The 18,189-nt window shown below is 36.0% G+C and carries 20 protein-coding genes and 4 tRNA genes; 16 read left to right on the top strand and 8 right to left on the bottom strand.

Features of this window, described 5'->3' with window-relative positions:
- The first annotated feature begins 66 nt into the window (after positions 1 to 66).
- Positions 67 to 570, top strand: coding sequence for a tyrosine-type recombinase/integrase (locus LE180_RS02795; RefSeq protein WP_374133964.1), 504 nt, complete (start codon positions 67 to 69; stop codon positions 568 to 570).
- Positions 571 to 619: 49 nt separating this feature from the next.
- Here the strand turns inward: LE180_RS02795 and LE180_RS02790 are convergent.
- Both LE180_RS02790 and LE180_RS02785 read right to left on the bottom strand, forming a co-directional pair.
- Positions 620 to 706 (bottom strand) — tRNA-Ser (locus LE180_RS02790).
- A gap of 63 nt (positions 707 to 769) precedes the next feature.
- The gene (locus tag LE180_RS02785) at positions 770 to 1,504 is read right to left on the bottom strand and encodes a 16S rRNA (uracil(1498)-N(3))-methyltransferase (protein WP_374133963.1); all 735 of its coding nucleotides are present in this window, start codon (positions 1,502 to 1,504) and stop codon (positions 770 to 772) included.
- 725 nt (positions 1,505 to 2,229) lie between these two features.
- Between LE180_RS02785 and rpsF the strand changes: the two genes are divergently transcribed.
- From rpsF to radA, 10 genes are read left to right on the top strand one after another with little or no spacing between them, the layout of a single operon-like run.
- Complete coding sequence (gene rpsF, locus LE180_RS02780; protein WP_374133962.1) at positions 2,230 to 2,607, top strand: 30S ribosomal protein S6; 378 nt, start codon at positions 2,230 to 2,232, stop codon at positions 2,605 to 2,607.
- Positions 2,588 to 3,061 carry a single-stranded DNA-binding protein gene (locus tag LE180_RS02775; protein WP_374133961.1) on the top strand — a complete coding sequence of 158 codons (474 nt, stop codon included), beginning with the start codon at positions 2,588 to 2,590 and terminating at the stop codon, positions 3,059 to 3,061. The genes rpsF and LE180_RS02775 overlap by 20 nt, the downstream gene beginning before the upstream one ends.
- 18 nt (positions 3,062 to 3,079) lie before the next feature.
- The gene (gene rpsR / locus LE180_RS02770) at positions 3,080 to 3,379 is read left to right on the top strand and encodes a 30S ribosomal protein S18 (RefSeq protein WP_374133960.1); all 300 of its coding nucleotides are present in this window, start codon (positions 3,080 to 3,082) and stop codon (positions 3,377 to 3,379) included.
- Positions 3,380 to 3,429: 50 nt separating this feature from the next.
- Positions 3,430 to 3,879: a 50S ribosomal protein L9 gene (rplI, locus tag LE180_RS02765; RefSeq protein ID WP_374133959.1), complete on the top strand. Its 450-nt coding sequence runs from the start codon at positions 3,430 to 3,432 to the stop codon at positions 3,877 to 3,879.
- A 17-nt stretch (positions 3,880 to 3,896) separates the two neighbouring features.
- Positions 3,897 to 5,306 carry a replicative DNA helicase gene (gene dnaB / locus LE180_RS02760; RefSeq protein ID WP_374133958.1) on the top strand — a complete coding sequence of 470 codons (1,410 nt, stop codon included), beginning with the start codon at positions 3,897 to 3,899 and terminating at the stop codon, positions 5,304 to 5,306.
- Entirely contained in the window at positions 5,306 to 6,475 is a 1,170-nt protein-coding gene (gene alr, locus LE180_RS02755; RefSeq protein ID WP_374133957.1) for an alanine racemase, read from the top strand. Before dnaB ends, alr begins: the two co-directional genes overlap by 1 nt.
- The gene (locus LE180_RS02750) at positions 6,472 to 7,314 is read left to right on the top strand and encodes an MlaE family ABC transporter permease (protein WP_374133956.1); all 843 of its coding nucleotides are present in this window, start codon (positions 6,472 to 6,474) and stop codon (positions 7,312 to 7,314) included. Before alr ends, LE180_RS02750 begins: the two co-directional genes overlap by 4 nt.
- Positions 7,311 to 8,081, top strand: coding sequence for an ABC transporter ATP-binding protein (locus tag LE180_RS02745; RefSeq protein WP_374133955.1), 771 nt, complete (start codon positions 7,311 to 7,313; stop codon positions 8,079 to 8,081). Before LE180_RS02750 ends, LE180_RS02745 begins: the two co-directional genes overlap by 4 nt.
- Entirely contained in the window at positions 8,078 to 9,397 is a 1,320-nt protein-coding gene (locus tag LE180_RS02740; RefSeq protein WP_374133954.1) for an MlaD family protein, read from the top strand. The genes LE180_RS02745 and LE180_RS02740 overlap by 4 nt, the downstream gene beginning before the upstream one ends.
- Positions 9,398 to 9,430: 33 nt before the next feature.
- The gene (gene radA / locus LE180_RS02735) at positions 9,431 to 10,798 is read left to right on the top strand and encodes a DNA repair protein RadA (protein WP_374133953.1); all 1,368 of its coding nucleotides are present in this window, start codon (positions 9,431 to 9,433) and stop codon (positions 10,796 to 10,798) included.
- 213 nt (positions 10,799 to 11,011) lie between these two features.
- Here the strand turns inward: radA and LE180_RS02730 are convergent, their stop codons facing one another.
- On the bottom strand, positions 11,012 to 11,215 hold the full coding sequence (locus LE180_RS02730) for a cold-shock protein (protein WP_374133952.1): 204 nt from the start codon (positions 11,213 to 11,215) through the stop codon (positions 11,012 to 11,014).
- Between the two features lie 151 nt (positions 11,216 to 11,366).
- Between LE180_RS02730 and LE180_RS02725 the strand changes: the two genes are divergently transcribed.
- From LE180_RS02725 to LE180_RS02705, 5 genes are all read left to right on the top strand, one after another.
- Positions 11,367 to 12,416 (top strand): M24 family metallopeptidase, encoded by a 1,050-nt coding sequence (locus LE180_RS02725; RefSeq protein WP_374133951.1) that lies wholly within the window; start codon positions 11,367 to 11,369, stop codon positions 12,414 to 12,416.
- Between the two features lie 149 nt (positions 12,417 to 12,565).
- On the top strand, positions 12,566 to 13,129 hold the full coding sequence (gene efp / locus LE180_RS02720; protein WP_374133950.1) for an elongation factor P: 564 nt from the start codon (positions 12,566 to 12,568) through the stop codon (positions 13,127 to 13,129).
- A gap of 84 nt (positions 13,130 to 13,213) precedes the next feature.
- Positions 13,214 to 13,633: an acetyl-CoA carboxylase biotin carboxyl carrier protein subunit gene (locus LE180_RS02715; RefSeq protein WP_374133949.1), complete on the top strand. Its 420-nt coding sequence runs from the start codon at positions 13,214 to 13,216 to the stop codon at positions 13,631 to 13,633.
- A 41-nt stretch (positions 13,634 to 13,674) separates the two neighbouring features.
- Complete coding sequence (gene accC, locus LE180_RS02710) at positions 13,675 to 15,024, top strand: acetyl-CoA carboxylase biotin carboxylase subunit (RefSeq protein WP_374133948.1); 1,350 nt, start codon at positions 13,675 to 13,677, stop codon at positions 15,022 to 15,024.
- 25 nt (positions 15,025 to 15,049) lie between these two features.
- Complete coding sequence (locus LE180_RS02705) at positions 15,050 to 15,628, top strand: SIS domain-containing protein (RefSeq protein ID WP_374133947.1); 579 nt, start codon at positions 15,050 to 15,052, stop codon at positions 15,626 to 15,628.
- Here the strand turns inward: LE180_RS02705 and aroQ are convergent.
- The 5 genes from aroQ to LE180_RS02680 all read right to left on the bottom strand — a co-directional run bounded on the left by aroQ (position 15,621) and on the right by LE180_RS02680 (position 17,742).
- Positions 15,621 to 16,064, bottom strand: coding sequence for a type II 3-dehydroquinate dehydratase (aroQ, locus tag LE180_RS02700; RefSeq protein WP_374133946.1), 444 nt, complete (start codon positions 16,062 to 16,064; stop codon positions 15,621 to 15,623). The genes LE180_RS02705 and aroQ overlap by 8 nt on opposite strands.
- Positions 16,061 to 17,149: a 3-dehydroquinate synthase gene (aroB, locus tag LE180_RS02695; protein WP_374133945.1), complete on the bottom strand. Its 1,089-nt coding sequence runs from the start codon at positions 17,147 to 17,149 to the stop codon at positions 16,061 to 16,063. Before aroB ends, aroQ begins: the two co-directional genes overlap by 4 nt.
- 329 nt (positions 17,150 to 17,478) lie before the next feature.
- Positions 17,479 to 17,550 (bottom strand) — tRNA-Met (locus LE180_RS02690).
- Between the two features lie 32 nt (positions 17,551 to 17,582).
- Positions 17,583 to 17,659, bottom strand: a tRNA-His gene (locus LE180_RS02685).
- Between the two features lie 9 nt (positions 17,660 to 17,668).
- Positions 17,669 to 17,742, bottom strand: a tRNA-Arg gene (locus tag LE180_RS02680).
- Between the last annotated feature and the right edge of the window lie 447 nt (positions 17,743 to 18,189).

Raw genomic sequence — 18,189 nt, 5'->3', positions numbered from 1 at the left:
AAATACTGGCAAAAGGTAGAAGATATAAAGAAGGTAATTGATTTAACAACATGAGTATGGCGAACAATAAATTATATAGGATTTTTCATTGGAGCAAGAATTTCAGAAATTTTAAATATTAAGTGGTCGGACATAGATTTTATCAATGGCAAAATAAGAATACAATCAAGTGGAACGTTTCGCACAAAGAGTCGTAAGTTTAGAATTATAATAATGCCTGAAAAACTAAAAGAGTATCTATCTGCTCTTAAAAAAGAACGAGCACAAAACAACAAAATAAAGGTTGATAATATTGTAGTTTATACGGATGGAACAATTCCAACGATGAGTAGCGCTTCTTCATACTTAAGGAAGAGGTACAAACAAATAGGGTTTAAAGGCTATCACGCACACTGCTTAAGACATACATTCGCTGCACATTATCTAAAAGTCCACAAAGACATTTACGGACTGTCTAAAATACTAGGACATCATTCAGTAGTAGTTACAGAACAATACTACGGACATTTAATGCCTAATTATTTTGACTCAACAATGCAACATTTCAATCCATTTATAGAACATTTATAGAAAGATATTTTATTTTTACTATTTACCGACGCTGTTAAAAAATAACAAACGGAGAGATAGGGATTCGAACCCTAGTTACCCTTTCGGATAAACAGTCTTTCCAGGACTGCGCCTTAAACCACTCGGCCATCTCTCCACTTATCGAAAAATCAATAAATTTTAATTTTGTGTATGAAAATTTTATACAATATTTTTTCATTTAACATTCTGATTCCAAATGTTGAGAACTTAAAACTAAACCACTTGCGACAATTGCGGCAGTTTCTATTCTAAGAATATTGTTGCCAAGTGTTATTGTTTGGATGCCAAGCGATTTGGCAAGTTCTACTTCTTCATCTTCAAAGCCGCCTTCAGGACCTATAAAAATATTTGCTCCAACAAATGATGATGTTGAGGACAAATGATTTAAAAGAATTTTGTTTTCACTTTCCCACGGCAATACGTTCATGTATTTATTGTTTATTAATACATTCGCACATGCAGTTCTGAAGTCCAAAGGATCATTTATTTTCATAATGTCATTTCTCCCGCATTGAGAACTCGCGGCGATAGATATTTTTTCATATCGTTCAAGTTTATTTTTGGAAAAATTAGCATTTACGCTTCTTTTAGTATTGGTAGGCGTGATTTCTGAAACGCCTATTTCAGCGCATTTTTCTATGAGCCATTCAAATCTATCTCCTTTAGGTATGGATGTATAAAGTTTTAAAATAAATTCAGATTTTTTATATGAGGAAGACAAAATATTACCTACGATTTTGTTTTTATTTATAGAATTAATTTTTGCCTTATAAGAATTCCCCAGCCCATCAAAAATCATTATTTCATCGTTAGGTTTAAAGCGTCGTACAGTGGATACATAATGCGCTTGCTCACCACTTATAGAAAAAGTTTTTTCTTTGATAGCTTCAGGTTTTACATAAAAATGAGACATTTAAAATATCCTCAACGCTCCTATAGTTGGTTCTATTATACATAATCTTGAAATTATCTACCACTGTCTATTGTCATGCAAACCGCATGAAATGTATTATATATTTGACCAGCTTTTTGTCATTTGAAAAGGGACAGGTAAGTAGCGAAGTTATAAACTTCACCTACTTGGGAATTTAAAAAACGTAGTTTTGAAAAAAAGATTAAGGATTTCATCTCATCGTAAAATACTTTTCATACAGATGTCGAAAGTCATACAATTTTACAAATAGTATTATATAACAACGATTTGAAAAATATATTTCAAGAGTCATTGAGAAAAACTTACTTAACGCTGCAAAAAATTCCCCGTGTTATTTAATAAAACAAGAATACCGCTAAACAAAGAAACAATAGGCATCTCTTGGTGGGATTTTGAGGAGACTTTTAGATAAAAATAAACAAATCTAATTTGAAACTTTACACAAGATTGTCTGCGCATTTATAGTCTTCGTTTTTGAAATCTTTGTTTTTACGTTTATTGTTTAAATGACTTAGCGTAAGCCTTCTGAATTATTTTACGCTCAACAATCTTCAATAGATCTTCCTGCTAAACTGATATGAGTCTTGTAAAAAAATATTTATTTTGTATAATAGCGCGTAGAGCTTTGCTTTGCGTGTGTTTGCGTAAGGCTAAATCTGAGGTCACAAATACCTCAGGGAATTCCAAAAAGGAGGTGTAAAAATATGAATTATGAAAGCACGTTTATCATTTCTCCAGAACTGCCGATAGATAAAGTTGAAGAACTTACCGCAAAAGCAGTGAAAACCATTGAAGCCGCAAAAGGAATTGTTAAAACGATTCAGCAGCTTGGAAAAAAGAGATTTGCTTATTCCGTTAATAAATTCCGTGAAGGAAGTTATGTTTGTATGGAACTTAGTGGCAATGGCGAGATGGTTAGCGCTCTTGAGAGCTTTTTCAAATTTAACGATTCAGTTATAAGATTTCTGACGGTTAAAATTGAAAAGAAAAAAGTTGTTGCAAAGTCAGTTCCAAAAATAAAAGCTGTAACAGAAAAATCACAAGTGACGGAGATAAAACAAAATGAACCAACAGCAGAATAGTCTCCGCTTGCCGGAGCAAAATAGCGTTATAATGGTTGGCAGACTTACAAGAGATCCCGAACTCAGGCGCACAGGTACGGGAAAAGCGGTTTGTTCGTTTGATATAGCTATTAGCAGAAGAATGAAAGATACTGTTACCGGTGAATGGAAAGACGATCCTAATCCTACGTTTGTTCCTGTTATTGTTTGGGAAGACCTGGCGGAAAAATGTGGTGAACGTTTGAAAAAAGGGTTGCCTGTCCATGTGGAAGGAAGACTTAAGACAAACAAGTGGGAAGGAACTGATGGCACTAAAAAAAGTCGCCTAGAAGTTGTGGCTTCAAGGGTTCAGTTTCTTTCGATAGCAAGACAGGAAAATGCGGCAATAGGCGCAAAACCTGTTGAGAATGTTAATGAATCATCTACGCAGGTTGATAATGGCAGTGGTGATGTTGAAGAAGATATACCGTTTTAAGCGGTTGGAGGGGAAAATATGGCATATATAAAAAAGCCGTCAGGACATGGCAGATCGCAAGGTTCAGTTAAAGGTCAAGAACGACCTGGTGGAAAATTCAAAAGAGGCGGACCAATAAGAAGAAAAGTTTGCCGTTTTTGCGCAGACAAAATTGAAATAGATTACAAGAGTATAGGTTTGCTTCGCGCGTTTGTGACTGAACAAGGCAAGATACTTCCAGGACGCATAACCGGCACATGCGTAAAGCATCAAAGAAAACTCGACACGGCAATTAAAAGAGCAAGAATGCTTGCGCTTGTGTCTTTTACGACAAATTAATTGACGTTTTGCGTTTACAAAAATGGATTTAGATTGTTCCGGAGGGAAAAATGAAAGTTATATTAAGGTCCGATATTATCAACGTCGGGCGTCAGGGCGAAATTAAAGAAGTTTCGTCCGGGTTTGCAAGAAACTACCTCGTTCCGCAAAATCTTGCTACGGAAGCTACTCCTCAAAATCTTAAAATTTGGGAAAGAGAAAGAGTTAAGCTAGAAAAACAGAGAGAAGAAGTGATCAATGTTGCAAAAGAAGTTGCCTCTAAAATGGAGATAACAGAATTTGTTGCGAAGACAAAAATTGGCAAAAATGGCAAAATTTTCGGTTCGATAACGGCATCAAACATTTCAAAGATTTTTGAAGAAAAGGGTTTTGAAATTAACAAGCGTGATATTCTCCTCCATGAGAACATAAAAGAACCTGGGAATTGTGAAATAAACGTAAGACTTCATCCTGAAGTTGTAGTAAAAATAAAACTTTCTGTTGTAGATGAGAATGAGTAATACAGCCAACTGATTTTATGTTGACCACAGATGTTCATGGAGGACGGGTCGGTATGACAATGGCAAACATAATGGAAAAAGTTCCACCTCAGGCTGTAGATGTAGAAATGGCTACTTTGGGCGCAATGCTCATAGAGAAGGAAGCTATTTTGAAAGTTGTAGATATAGTAAATGAGGGCGACTTTTACAAAGAGATACACCGACAAATCTTTTTAACAATTTACGATTTATATATTGAAAATCAGCCGATTGATTTATATACGGTCTCAGAAGCTTTAAAAAAGAATGGTATGTTTGCCGAAGTTGGCGGAGTATCGTATCTTACAAGTTTGATTGAGTCTGTGCAGACTGCTGCAAATGTTGAACATTATTCTTCGATTATACGTGATAAGTCAATATCAAGACAGCTTATTAATGCTGGATCAACGATGGTAACCGATGCGTTTAATGAGCAGAATTCTCCTGAGGAAATACTAGACAAATCTCAGGCAGCTTTGTTTAGTATTTCACAGAAGAAAGGAAAACAAGGACTCGAGAGCGTATCTAAATTTGTAATGCCTATGCTTCAAAAGCTCGAAAGGTTGCATTCTAATCCAAAAGATATTTCTGGACTTCCAACAGGGTTTGCCGATTTTGACTCCAAAACTGCAGGACTTCATCCGTCTGAACTTATAGTTTTGGCAGCGCGTCCGTCTATGGGCAAAACTGCTTTAGCTTTAAATATTGCAGAGCATGTTGCTGTTGTTCAGAAAAAGCCTGTTGCTATTTTCTCTCTTGAGATGAAACAAGAAGCGCTAATGTTGAGATTTTTAGCTTCTTTGGCAAGAGTTAATACAAGTAAATTAAGAAATGGTCAATATAGCAGTTCGGACTGGCCTAGACTTACAAGTGAAGCGGGCAAAATTGCCGAAGCGCCTATTTTTATTGATGACGATTCTAGCATAAATGTTATAGAGCTCAGAACGCGCGCGAGAAAACTTGCGACAGAGCTGAACGCAAAGAATAATCCTTTAGCTTTAATAATAATAGACTATATTCAGTTTATACAAGGTACGGGAAAAAAGTTTGAGTCTCGCCAGCAGGAGGTATCGGAAATCTCAAGATCTCTTAAGGCATTGTCAAAAGATTTAGATGTTCCTGTGATTGTTTTGTCGCAACTTTCAAGAAGAACGGAAGATAGAGGGAGAAAAGATAATAGACCTCAACTTTCTGATTTAAGAGATTCAGGCGCAATTGAACAAGACGCCGATGTTGTTGCTATGCTTTACAGAGAAGGATATTATAATAGGGAAGATCCTGATTTGCAAAAGAAGGCGACGCTCATAATAGGTAAACAGAGAAATGGGCCAACTGGTGATATAAATTTAGTTTTTGAAGGCGAATACACAAAGTTCTCTGATGGATCCAAAATACAGGATAATTATTAATGAGAAAACGACCTCCCCCTTCAGGAGCAGTTGCAATAGACAGAAGATCCAGTGTTTTTTTTAGACAAACATGGATCGAGATTGACAAAAGTGATTTTCATTTCAATTTAAAAAAAATCAAAGAGTATGTTGCGAAAGACACTAAAATCATGGCGGTTATTAAATCCGATGCTTATGGTCATGGTGGTATTGCTCTTGCAAAAGAGGCGCAAAAAGCCGGGGTACCTTGGATTGCTGTTTCTTCTCTTGAAGAGGGGATACAATTTAGAGAAGCCGGTATAAAAACTAATATTTTGATTTTGGGTAATATCTTCCCCTTTGAAAATTTTCAAGTTGCGGTGGCTCATTCTTTGACTCCTACTGTTTCTACAATGGCTGGTCTTTTGGTTTTGGAAGATTTGGCGATGAAATTAGATAAAAAAATTAGTTTTCATTTACAAATAGATACAGGTATGGGGCGTATTGGCGCACAACCGGAAGCGTCGTATGCTATGTTGCAAAAAATTGCTCAGATTCCTAAAATAAATATGAGTGGCGCGTATACTCATTATGCGGTTGCAGACACGGATCCTGTTTTTACACAGGCGCAACTTAGTATTTTTGCAAAAATTGTTAAATTTGCTCGTACAAATCTAGGATTGAAGTTTATTGCGCATTCTGCAAATTCTGCAGCATTATTTAAAAATAAACGTACTCACCTTGATATGGTGCGACCTGGACTAAGTCTTTACGGTCTTAATCCTTTTAAACATGCTGAGAGATTTTTGAAACTTAAACCTGTTCTTTCATGGAAAACGAAGGTGACATTTTTAAAGAAAGTTCCGGCAGGATTTTGCATAAGCTACGGAAGAACTTTCGTTACAAACAGAGCTTCTGTTATTGCTACAATTCCTGTAGGGTATGCTGACGGTTATAATAGATTGTTGTCTAATAAGGGAGATGTTTTGGTTGGAGGAAAGCGTTGTCCTATTGCTGGTAGAATTACAATGGATATGACGATGATAGATGTAACCGGAGTGAAAGGCGTTGCCGTTGGTGATGAAGCGGTTTTAATAGGAGTTCAGGGCAAAGAGCAGATTAAAGTCGATGAGCTTGCAAAAATACAAGATACGGTAAGTTATGAAATAACTTGCGCAATATCTTCGCATGTGCCGAGGATAGTTATTTGACAAAATATGTTAAAAAAAATAAAACTAAACTGATGAGGATGTGGCGTTCTATTGAAAGATTCGGTCAGAGGTCTGTCGGTATTGTTGTTGAGTTATTGGAGGGACTGGGCAAGGCTGCTGTAATGACTGCAGAGGCTATGGCGTACATACTTAAAGGCGATATACCTTTAAAAAGTACTGTTATCCAAATGGTGGAAGTTGGCTGGTATTCTACGCCGATAATAATACTAACTTCTTTTTTTACAGGTATGGTTTTGGCTCTTCAGGTGGGAACGGCAACTGCAAATCTTTTTAATGAGCCGGTATATGTTGGCACTGTAACAGGTCTTTCTTTGGTTGTAGAATTGGGACCCGTTCTTACGGCTATAGTTGTTGCAGGAAGAGTTGGCGCGGCAATTACGGCAGAGCTCGGTACAATGAAAGTTACCGAGCAGCTTGACGCTTTATATACACTTGGCACAAGTCCTGTAAAATTTCTTGCTGTTTCACGATTTGTCGCATGTTTTTTTATGTTGCCTACGCTTACGGTTATTGCAAATATAATTGGAGTTTATGGCGGAATGGTTCTCACTACGACTTCTTGGGACGTTCCTTCAAGCGTGTATTGGTCACAGTGTTTGGACTTTATGACAGTTCGTACTTTTCTTCACGGGTTTATAAAATCTTTTTTCTTTGCGTTAATTATAGTGATAGTAGCGTGTCATAAAGGTTTTAACACAAAAGATGGAGCGGAAGGCGTTGGAAAAGCTACTACGAGTTCTGTGATGTCTTCCATGGTGCTTATTTTAATCTCAGATTACTTTTTAACGTTGTTGTTAGTTGCCATAAAAATAAAATGATAAAAATAAAGAATGTTTGCAAAAGTTTTGGAGATAAGCATGTTCTTCGCGGAGTGAACTTCGAGGTTCGCGACGGAGAGACTGTTGTCATTATAGGATCTTCCGGAGTAGGAAAAAGTATTTTGTTAAAAACTATAGTTGGACTTATTAAACCCGACGATGGCAGTGTAAAAATTGACGATATAGACATAACAAAGAGTTCTTCCTTTGATTTGCGTGAAACTCAAAAAAAGATGGGATATGTGTTTCAAGAGGCCGCTCTTTTTGATTCTCTTAGTATTTTTGAAAATGTTGCGTTTGGTTTAAGAACGCTTACGTCTCATACTGATAAAGAAATAGAACAAAAGGTTGCACAATGTCTTTCAATGGTTGGTTTGGAAAAAGTAGAGCATTTAAAACCGTCTGATCTTTCAGGTGGAATGAAGAAGCGGGTTGGTCTTGCAAGAGCTGTTGCATATCAACCAAGTTATATTTTATACGACGAGCCGACTACGGGTCTTGATCCTATAATGGCAGATGTAATAAGCGACTTAATAATCAATTTGAAAAAATATTTACATGTTACTTCTATCGTTGTAACGCACGATATGAAATCTGCTTATAAAATAGCAGATAGAATCGTGATGCTTTACAATGGCGGTATAATTTTTAACGGTGCGCTGGAAGAAGCGCAGAATACTAAAAATGAATATGTAAGGCAGTTTGTTGAAGGCTCTAGACGAGGACCGATTCTTACAGATAGAACTTTCGGAATGGATAAAATATGAGCAACCAATTAAAACTTGGAATTTTTATTATTGTCGGTCTTTTTGCAATAATTGTTTCCATTTTTGCTACTGGGTCTTTTTCTTTAAAAAAAACGTACAATATTTACGTGAATTTCGATAATATCTCAGGTCTTACTAGAAAAGCGAAAGTGAAGATAGCGGGCGTTGATATTGGAGTTTTAAGAGGTGTTTGTTTGGAGAATTCGAAAGCGAAATTAAAACTTTCAATAAATAAGAAAGTTGTGCTGTATAAAAATGCTTGTGTGCGCATTGTTTCAGTTGGCATTATCGGAACAAAATATATTGAAGTTGTTCCAGGAGACGCAAGCGAGTCCGTGTTGGGGGAAGGGGATTTCATACCGCCAGGCAATGTTCAGTCGATGGAAGGAACATTAACAAATATTGCAAATAGTGTTAATAAAGCTATGGATAATAAAACGTACGGAAATATGATGGAAAATCTTGCAGACGCTATATGGTCTTTAAAAGAGATTTTGAACAATATTGCAGCGCAAAACGAACAAATCGCAGAAACAATTAATAATTTCAATCGATTTTCGACTGATATTGTGGGTGTTTCCGCAGACAGTAAACAATCTTTGAGCGATACTTTGTTATCAATAAAAGATGTTGCCGCAAAACTTGATATATTAGTTTCACGCTTGTGCGATGGTGAAGGCACGATAGCGACCCTCATAAGAGACAAGCAAATGGCTAAAGAGTTGAAAGAAACGGTAACATCTGCAAAAGAAACCGTTGGTACCCTCAGGGACACGGTGTTAAAGGCTGATAAGTTAAGGTTGAGCTGGGATTGTACGGGCAGATACAATGCTAAGGACGAGAAATTAAGAAATGATATCGGTATAACAATAATGCCTAATGATAACAAATTCTATTATGTAGGCGTTGCAAATGTTGCAGATTACAAATCTGTTACAGATCAAGATGAAAAACAAAATATAAATAAATTGGAAGCTCTATTAGGGTTTAGGAGAAAAAATTCTGAAATTTATGGTGGTGCGCTAAGAGGCAAAGCGGGTGTTGGATGCGGTCATTCTTTTTTTCAGCCTATATACGATTCTTATAAAAAATTACAAGTACATGCAAATGTGTTCGATTTTTCAAGAAAAGCGCACGGTCCACAAATTGATGCAGATATAAGAATTGGCGTGGCAAAATGGCTTTATGCTGGAGTTGCAGTTGAAGATATTTTTCATAAAATTGCTGTTACACCGTACGTAAAACTTAAAATTGATGATAAAGATTTAGCGGCGGTTCTTGGAATTATAAGCGTTGCCACAGTAGCTTCAAAATAATATAATCACTTAACTTATAGCCGGCTATATGTAATGAAAAAACAAAAAACAAAATTTTTATGCCAACAATGTGGTTACGAGTCCGTCAAGTGGCTTGGCAAGTGTTCTTCTTGCGGTGCTTGGAACAGTTTTGTGGAGGAAAAATTTTCAGTTCAAACAAAAACATATTCCACTGCAAGACAACTCACGGGGTTTTCATCAGAAGTTCTAAAATTAAATGATATTTCGGTTAAAGATTTTTCACGATATCAAACTAAAATAAGAGAATTTGACAATATGATAGGCGGCGGTGTTGTCCCTGGATCTTTGATACTTTTAGGCGGCGCTCCAGGGATAGGCAAGTCAACATTAATGTTGCATATATCGGACGCTTTAAGTGATCAAGGCATAGTCCTTTACATATCGGGAGAAGAATCTCTTTCACAGGTTAAGTCGCGCGCAGAGCGCCTTAAGGTAAAAAAAGATAATATTTTTTTGGCTTCTGAAACAAACCTTCAAAATATTGTTGATGCCATAAACAAAATAGAACCTAGATTTTTGGTTATAGATTCAATTCAGACAACTTATCACCCTGAGCTTACAGGCGCGCCGGGCACTGTTGGACAGGTAAGGGAAACTGCCGCTGAACTTTTAAGAATTGCAAAATCTAAGAATATTACGGTATTTCTTTTGGGGCATGTTACAAAAGAAGGAGATTTGGCCGGTCCGAGAGTGTTAGAGCATATTGTAGATACGGTATTGTATTTTGAAAATGAACGTCAGCATACGTATAGAATTTTAAGATCCTATAAAAATAGATTTGGTCCTACAAGTGAAATCGGAATTTTTGAGATGAATTCCACTGGTCTCCGAGAGGTTTCAAATCCGTCGCTTATTTTTTTAGGTGAACGCGTTATGAACGCTGCAGGAAATATTGTAACTGTAGCAATGGAAGGTACAAGGCCTATCCTGTTAGAGGTGCAGGCTTTAGTTGCAAGAACTGCTTTTGGTCTGCCTCGCAGAATGGTTTCAGGATATGATGCAAATCGTATTATAATTCTTATAGCAGTTTTAGAAAAAAGGTTGGATCTTCCTTTGGCAACGCAGGATATTTTTGTAAATATCGCAGGCGGTGTCAAGGTAAAAGAAACTTCTGTTGATTTGGCGGCAGCCTGTGCGATAGTGTCCGCAAATTCAAATTTTGTGTGTCCTAAAGATGTGATAGTTTTTGGTGAAGTTGGTCTTGCCGGAGAAATACGTTCTGTTGCCCTTGTCTCAGAGAGGCTAGCAGAAGCGGAAAAACTTGGTTTTAAAAAAGCAATAATACCAAAAGGCAATTTAAAAAACTTATCTTATAAGGGTAAAATCGAAACGTTTGGTACAGAAACACTCGATAGAGCAATTAAAATCTTAAGAAATTGAGTTTTCGCAAAACGTTTGTCAATTAAAGCAACATATAGTCAGCTAACTTTGTATTGATACAACAACGCGCTCAATGCAGAGCGACAAGGCATATTTTAGATACCTACAGTTGCCCATGTGTAACGTTTAGTTAATCAAAATAGACACAGAACTAAAAAAGGGGTCTCAGAGAAAATTCTCCGAGACCCCTTTAGGTTGTTAGTTAGTAGTAGGTCAGATCTTCTTTATGTTTGCTGCTTTAGGACCTTTGTCTGAATTTACAACTTCAAATTCTACACTGTCGCCTTCTGCTAACGATTTGAATCCTTCGAACTGGATAGCCGAATAGTGCGCAAAAACATCACCCGATCCATCATCATTCGAAATGAATCCATACCCTTTTTGATCGTTAAACCACTTCACTTTACCTTGTGCCATTACTGCAACTCCTTATTTTTCTATCCGCCGTAGCGGACAATTAAATTACAACCATACCCTATGATTGCTTTGCTATTGTAATAAAATAATTGTATAATTGTCAAGTATGTTGCTTTTATTCCGATGAAAAATAAACAAAAAGAGGTTGATAATGGAGCAAAAAATTTCGCAAATATTTCAAAACTGTAAATCTCAGTGTGTACTTTTTACCAATATAAAAGAGATTTTTTACCTCACAGATGCAGAATTTGACGGGTTTTGGCTTTTGCTTGTAAAAGATAAAATATACTCTATATGTTCTAAAATGATAGAGCATCAACTAAGAGAATTTTTCAAAAATCGAAACATAAATATATGCGTAGGGGAGCCATTTTATAAAACGATTACAGAAATTTTAAAGCAGAATAATGTAAATAATGTATTAATTGATACCAAATATATAGATGTTGCAAATTTTATATTATTAAGCGAAAAATTAAATCAAGAAAAAATTAATATCGTAAAAAAAGCTGGTATTTTAGATAACATTCGTATTACGAAGAACAAAGATGAAATTATAAAGTTAAAAAAATCCTGTAAAATTGTATCCGAAGTATGTAATACAATTAAAGGCGAGCTAAAGCCTGGCGTAAGTGAACTTGATATTCACTACAGGGTGTTAGAGTTATTTGCCAAAAATCATGTAGTAGAAAGTTTCAATCCTATAATTGCTTCAGGAGAAAACTCGGCTAATCCCCACCACATAAGTTCCTTAAGGAAAATAACTACAAATGACATAGTGATGATGGATATTGGCTGCGTATATAAGGGTTACTGTTCTGATTTGACACGTACTTACTTTTTAGGTAGAATCGACGACGATAAAAAAAAGATTTGGGATGTTGTAAAAAACGCTCAAAATGCAGTTATAAAGGGAATAAGGGCTGGATTGCCGATTGCTTGGGCCGATAAAACGGCAAGAAACATTATAAAAGAGTCCGGATATGAAGATAAGTTTATTCATGCTACGGGACATGGGATAGGTATAGAAATTCATGAAATGCCTTCGTTAGCGTCGAATGCCGAAGGTATCTTTTTGACGCGTATGGCTGTTACAGTTGAACCCGGAATATACATTGAGCAAAACTTTGGCGTAAGAATTGAAGACACAATTTTAATCAAAGAAAATGATTGTGAAGTATTAACTTCAGCAGTATATTAATTATGTAGTCAAATCACTTTAGATTGCGCTAGAGAAATGAAATGACGAAGCAATTGTTGTTGCTACTTGAAACATCGCAAGTCTCGTAGCGACGGTGCGTATTAAAATTTAACAAAGCAACTTAAAGCAATTTGGTTATAGGAGGCAAAATGGTTTCAACATCGGATTTTAAAAATGGGCTCAACATTCTAGTTGACGGGAACCCTTACCAGATTGTATGGTTTCAAAACCACAAACCCGGCAAAGGAGGAGCCGTAATGCGCGTAAAACTTAAACATCTTAAAAAGGGTGGTATTATAGAGCGCACTTTTAAATCAGGTGAAAAATTTGAGGCTTTAAGCGTTACAAGGCAGAAAAAACAGTTCTTATATAAAGAAGGGACCAATTTTAATTTTATGGATATGAACACCTACGAACAGATAACCGTTGAGCCGAAACTTTTAGGTGAAATGGCAAATTTCTTGAAAGAAAATCTTGAAATTGAAGCTATCTATATTGAAAACGAACTTATTGGTATAGACCTCCCTATAATAATAGAAATGACGATAGCTGAGTCAGAACCGGGAATCAAAGGTGATTCCGTTTCCAATCTTACAAAAATGGCTAAACTTGAAACAGGCGCTGATATTCGCGTGCCTCTCTTTATAAAGGAAGGCGATAGAATAAAGGTTGATACCAGAACAGGTGAATACGTGGAAAGGGTTAACAATTAATAATGCAAGTTTATTACTGTCGACATTTATGTTGCAGTCCTTATTTAATAGTCCGCGTAATTTTGTGGGATCAACGAGGGTAAAATGAATTCGCAGGAAATTAAAGATTTTTTAAAGTCAATAAGAGATACTGACATTGAAGAAATGAAATATCAAAGCGATGGTAATTCTTTATATTTTAAAAAAGCCGATGTAGAACCTGTGGTATCAGTTGTAAAAGAAGTCGTTGCAAAAAAATCAGAGGAAACAAAAAAATCGACGCTTATTGCTATCAAGTCTTCTATGGTTGGCACATTTTCCGACAATCAAAACAGCGACCAATTTCCGCTTATCAAAGAAGGTGATAGGGTAGTTGAGGGACAAAAAGTTGGGCAAATTGAAGCCATGAAAATTATTAAAGACGTACATTCTAAAATCAAAGGTAAAGTTATAAAAGTTTTAGTTGCAAATGGTCAATCTGTTGAATATGGGCAAGAATTATTTCTAGTAGATACAAGCAAATAATGTAAAAAGAGAAATTTTGTTTCAACTTTGTGGAGATACAAATGTTTAAAAAAGTTTTGATTGCAAATAGAGGCGAAATAGCATGCAGAATCATAAGAGCTTGCAGAGATCTCAGTATCAAAACCGTTGCTGTTCATTCGGAAGTTGATAGAGAAAGCATGCATGTGAAGCTTGCCGATCAAGCAATATGCGTAGGGCATGCCAGCGCTTCCGAAAGTTATTTAAACATACCAAGTATTATAGCGGCTGCAGAAATTTCCGGCGCAGATGCAATTCACCCCGGATACGGATTTTTAGCTGAAAACACATATTTTGCAGAAGTCTGCGAAGCTTGCGGACTAAAATTTATAGGACCTTCAAAAGAGTCTATAGAGCAAATGGGCGATAAAATTTCCGCTGTAGAACTTATGAAAAAATCGGGCGTTCCTACAGTACCTGGTTCAAACGGATCGGTAAGCGCAGATGATCCCAAAATTTTTGCTATGGCAAAAAAAACAGGATATCCTGTTATTATTAAAGCGACAGCTGGCGGTGGTGGAAAAGGTATGAGAATAGTAGTTTCCGAAGAAGCTCTTCAAAACGCTATAATTATGGCTCAAACCGAAGCAAAGGCAGCTTTTGGGAACCCTGATGTTTATATGGAAAAATATATTGAAGAGCCTCATCACATAGAGTTTCAGGTGCTTGGCGACAAATATGGAAGAACGGCATACCTTCCCGAGCGAGATTGTTCCATACAAAGAAGACATCAGAAGCTTGTAGAAGAAAGTCCTTCTCCATTAATGAGCCCAGCTCTACGAAAGAAAATGGGTAAAGCTGCAAAGAGCGTGGCGGCAGCTATAAAATATGTTACTGTGGGTACAGTAGAATTTATTTTAGACAAAAAAGGTCATTTTTATTTCATGGAGATGAATACAAGAATTCAGGTAGAACATCCTGTTACTGAAATGATTACAGGCATAGATTTGGTGAAAGAACAAATAAAACTTGCTGCCGGAGAAAAACTTTCGATTATCTCCGAAAAAGTTAAAATCCTTGGACATGCCATAGAGTGCAGAATAAATGCCGAGGATCCTGACACAGATTTTATTCCATCTCCCGGGAAAATTGGCAAGTTATTTTTGCCGGGAGGACCGGGAATTAGAATAGATTCTCATGTTTATTCCGGATATACAATCCCGCCATTTTATGACAGCTTGATTGCAAAAATTATTGCTTTTGGCTCAGACAGGAACGAATCTGTAATAAGGATGCAGAGAGCTTTGAGAGAAGTTGAAATTGAGGGTATTAAAAATACAGTCTCTTTACATAGTAAAATTATGGCAAATGAAACATTCCGCAAAGGAGGCGTAAGTACAGATTTTCTTCCAAAATATATATTTGAAAGATGAAGTCTAGCGCAAAACTAGAGATATTATGAGAACAAAAGGTATTATTAAAAATTTAATCAGTGAGAGCATTGAAGCAAAAAAGAAAATGCTTGAAAACGCTCAGATTGATTGTATTTATAGTGTTGTCAATAAAATTGTTGAAGCATATAAAAATAAAAAAAAGACAATTATTTGCGGGAATGGCGGCTCTGCTTCAGATGCTTTGCATTTTGCCGCTGAAATGGTTGTGCGTTTTGAAAAAAATAGAGAAGCGTTACCGTCTATTGCTTTGCCTGAGAATATATCTACAGTTACAGCCGTTGGTAACGATTTTGGTTATGAGTATTCTTTCAGCAGGCAACTTGAAGCTTTTGCTCAAAAAGGCGATATTTTTATAGCAATATCTACAAGCGGCAATTCAATCAACGTTATTAGGGCAGTGGAATCTGCAAAGAAATTAGGTATATTCACAATAGGTATGACGAATGTTAACGGTGGGAAGATGAAGGATGTGTGCGATTTATGCTATTGCGCTCCATCCAAGATTACATCAAGAACCCAGGAATGTCACATTCTTCTAATACACATTATTGCAAAACTTGTTGAAGAGCAAGTCTTTAATTAAATGTTTGCGCTAATGATGCTAGTTTTTTTAATGCAAAAATATATCCATCAGTTCCCAGTCCAGCAATTTGCCCTAAAGCTATGGGGGCAACATAAGATTTATGTCTAAACTCTTCTCTAGCATAAATATTTGAAATATGCACTTCTATCGTGGGTGTAGAAACGGAAGACAGAGCGTCTCTTATGGCTATCGATGTGTGTGTAAAAGCTGCAGGATTTATAATTATTCCAGAAACAGTATTTACGCTACTTTGAATCTTGTCTATAATTTCACCTTCGTGATTAGATTGAAAAAAATCAACTTCAACGTTAAGTTTTTTTGCAAGCAGACTTAACTCTTTTTCAATTTCTGCGAGTGTAATGTTTCCGTATATTTTGGGTTCTCTTGCGCCAAGTATATTTATGTTTGGACCATTTACAATTAATATTTTTTTCATTTAGTTGCTCCGGAAAATTTTTTTAAAACATTTAAAACAATGTCGTCCTTTACATAACTGTTAATCACTTCTCCTATGTCTTTTGTAAGAACAAATTTAATATTTCCGTCAACTGACTTTTTATCTTTTTTCATGAGCGATAAAAACTGTACGGCATTAAACTTTACGTTTAAGTTAAAATGCGACAGTTGCAGAATACTTTTTATTTCTTTGTACGTTTTTTCTTTACATGTTTTTAATTCTAGAGAAAGTTTTGTGGCAAAAAGCATTCCTATTGCAACAGCTTCTCCATGTAAAAATTTTTTATATTTAGTAGCTGTTTCAAGAGCGTGCGCAAAAGTGTGTCCAAAATTTAAAATAGCTCTAAGCTCGGTTATTTCTTTTTCATCTTTTTCAACAATTTTAGCTTTGTACGAACAACTTTGAGATATTATATAGTCAAAATTTTCTGAAGATATAATTCTATTTTTGAGCGCGCTAAGTAAATAATTATAAAATTTTCTATCAAACACAACAGCGTATTTTATAATTTCAGACAGTCCGTTTTTTATATGGTTGGCAGGTAGAGAACTTAAAAAAGCAGTATTAATCCATACAAGTTTAGGTTGATAAAACACGCCTGCAATATTTTTCCCGTTGGGCGTATTTACTGCGGTTTTACCGCCGATGGAAGAATCTGTCATTGCAAGTAAAGTCGTAGGTATTTGAATAAAATTTATACCGCGCATGTATGTTGCTGCAAAAAAACCTGTGATGTCGCCAATAACTCCGCCACCCAAAGCTATTGCGCAACTTTTTCTGTTTATACTAGATTCAAGAGCTTTGTCGTACAAGAAAGAAAGGTTTTTTATGCTCTTTCCTGATTCGCCTGCAGAGATAACTGCTGTTTTTATGTTGAAGCCTTGTTGCTCTAATAAATCTGAAAACTTCTGCAAGTATAGTTTTTCTACAGTTTTATCGGTCACTATAAATAAAGAAGTTGTTTTTTGTATTTTTTTAAAAGCGGTTAAAAAATCTTTGTCCAATTGCGAAAGAAGAATATTATATTTATTGTTTTTTAAATTGATGGGTATTATTTTTTTCATGATTTTCACACCAAACTTTTACGATTTTCTGCAATATTAACACCAAATTTCTTTCCAAACCCATCTCAAGGGCGTTTTTGATTCCTCAAATAATTTAAATTGAGTTAAATGTTGCGCCTATTATTATCTGACTCTTCAAGTGTAATAAAAACACTGCGGTAGATTCCCTTTTTTTTAAATAAGTCGTTCTTCCTTAGCAGCCTGCCCTCGAATGTTTTAATCGAACAACGCAATGCGGGAGGCATTGACTGGGCATTTATACATTTAAACAATGTTTTTATTCCACTTTTTACAAAGTTGCGCGGTTTAAAAAAAATCAGAACACGAAATGGCGGTGGTAGGAATTGAACCTACGACCAAAGGCTTATGAGTCCTCTGCTCTACCTCTGAGCTACACCGCCAACACACTAATGTGTGTTAAGATGTCGTTTTATGGGGTGGCTGACGGGACTTGAACCCGCAACCTTCGGCTCCACAAACCGACGCTCTGACCAGTTGAGCTACAACCACCAAAAAGAATGTCTCCGGCGTGAGTTGAACACGCAACCTACTGCTTAGAAGGCAGTTGCTCTATCCAATTGAGCTACGGAGACGCCTAAGAAGCAGGAGTATAACAAAAAAAATGCCTTACCGTCAAATAAATGGTTTGACGGGATAATTATTCCTTAAAAACAAGTATAATTTAAGTGTATAAGGATAAGGGTGTTGGAAGATTTGAACGTGCGGGGGGGGCGTTTTGATTGATTTTTGTCCGTAATCTTTGGCTGATTTTTAGGTTGATTTGTCAAAAGCTCTTTAATTTGGTATAGTTGATTTTCTTATAAATGCAAAACAAAAAAAATGGAAATTAGATAGAAGATGGAAATTTCACGTGAAGCGATGCATATTCCACATTTCCCTAATATCTAAATCTAAACTTATCAAAACCTATAGATAGAAACAAAATATGACATTACTCTTAAAAAGAAGACATAATATGATGACATTACGTTTAAGAAGATGTGTAAGCTTGTTTGTTTGCCTTTCTCTGCTCCTTTCGG

Origin of the sequence: Candidatus Endomicrobiellum pyrsonymphae, assembly GCF_020328025.1 — a bacterium.
Classification (GTDB): Bacteria; Elusimicrobiota; Endomicrobiia; order Endomicrobiales; family Endomicrobiaceae; genus Endomicrobiellum; species Endomicrobiellum pyrsonymphae.
This window is presented reverse-complemented; position numbering and strand designations above follow the sequence as displayed.

Excerpts from the sequence above, each read along its gene's own strand:
- LE180_RS02775 (WP_374133961.1), top strand. The coding sequence starts at position 2,588 with ATGAACCAACAGCAGAATAGTCTCCGCTTGCCGGAGCAAAATAGCGTT.
- LE180_RS02740 (WP_374133954.1), top strand. The coding sequence starts at position 8,078 with ATGAGCAACCAATTAAAACTTGGAATTTTTATTATTGTCGGTCTTTTT.
- rpsF (WP_374133962.1), top strand. The coding sequence starts at position 2,230 with ATGAATTATGAAAGCACGTTTATCATTTCTCCAGAACTGCCGATAGAT.
- rplI (WP_374133959.1), top strand. The coding sequence starts at position 3,430 with ATGAAAGTTATATTAAGGTCCGATATTATCAACGTCGGGCGTCAGGGC.
- LE180_RS02715 (WP_374133949.1), top strand. The coding sequence starts at position 13,214 with ATGAATTCGCAGGAAATTAAAGATTTTTTAAAGTCAATAAGAGATACT.
- alr (WP_374133957.1), top strand. The coding sequence starts at position 5,306 with ATGAGAAAACGACCTCCCCCTTCAGGAGCAGTTGCAATAGACAGAAGA.
- aroB (WP_374133945.1), bottom strand. The coding sequence starts at position 17,149 with ATGAAAAAAATAATACCCATCAATTTAAAAAACAATAAATATAATATT.
- efp (WP_374133950.1), top strand. The coding sequence starts at position 12,566 with ATGGTTTCAACATCGGATTTTAAAAATGGGCTCAACATTCTAGTTGAC.
- LE180_RS02705 (WP_374133947.1), top strand. The coding sequence starts at position 15,050 with ATGAGAACAAAAGGTATTATTAAAAATTTAATCAGTGAGAGCATTGAA.
- LE180_RS02725 (WP_374133951.1), top strand. The coding sequence starts at position 11,367 with ATGGAGCAAAAAATTTCGCAAATATTTCAAAACTGTAAATCTCAGTGT.
- LE180_RS02745 (WP_374133955.1), top strand. The coding sequence starts at position 7,311 with ATGATAAAAATAAAGAATGTTTGCAAAAGTTTTGGAGATAAGCATGTT.
- LE180_RS02730 (WP_374133952.1), bottom strand. The coding sequence starts at position 11,215 with ATGGCACAAGGTAAAGTGAAGTGGTTTAACGATCAAAAAGGGTATGGA.
- dnaB (WP_374133958.1), top strand. The coding sequence starts at position 3,897 with ATGTTGACCACAGATGTTCATGGAGGACGGGTCGGTATGACAATGGCA.
- LE180_RS02785 (WP_374133963.1), bottom strand. The coding sequence starts at position 1,504 with ATGTCTCATTTTTATGTAAAACCTGAAGCTATCAAAGAAAAAACTTTT.
- accC (WP_374133948.1), top strand. The coding sequence starts at position 13,675 with ATGTTTAAAAAAGTTTTGATTGCAAATAGAGGCGAAATAGCATGCAGA.
- radA (WP_374133953.1), top strand. The coding sequence starts at position 9,431 with ATGAAAAAACAAAAAACAAAATTTTTATGCCAACAATGTGGTTACGAG.
- aroQ (WP_374133946.1), bottom strand. The coding sequence starts at position 16,064 with ATGAAAAAAATATTAATTGTAAATGGTCCAAACATAAATATACTTGGC.
- rpsR (WP_374133960.1), top strand. The coding sequence starts at position 3,080 with ATGGCATATATAAAAAAGCCGTCAGGACATGGCAGATCGCAAGGTTCA.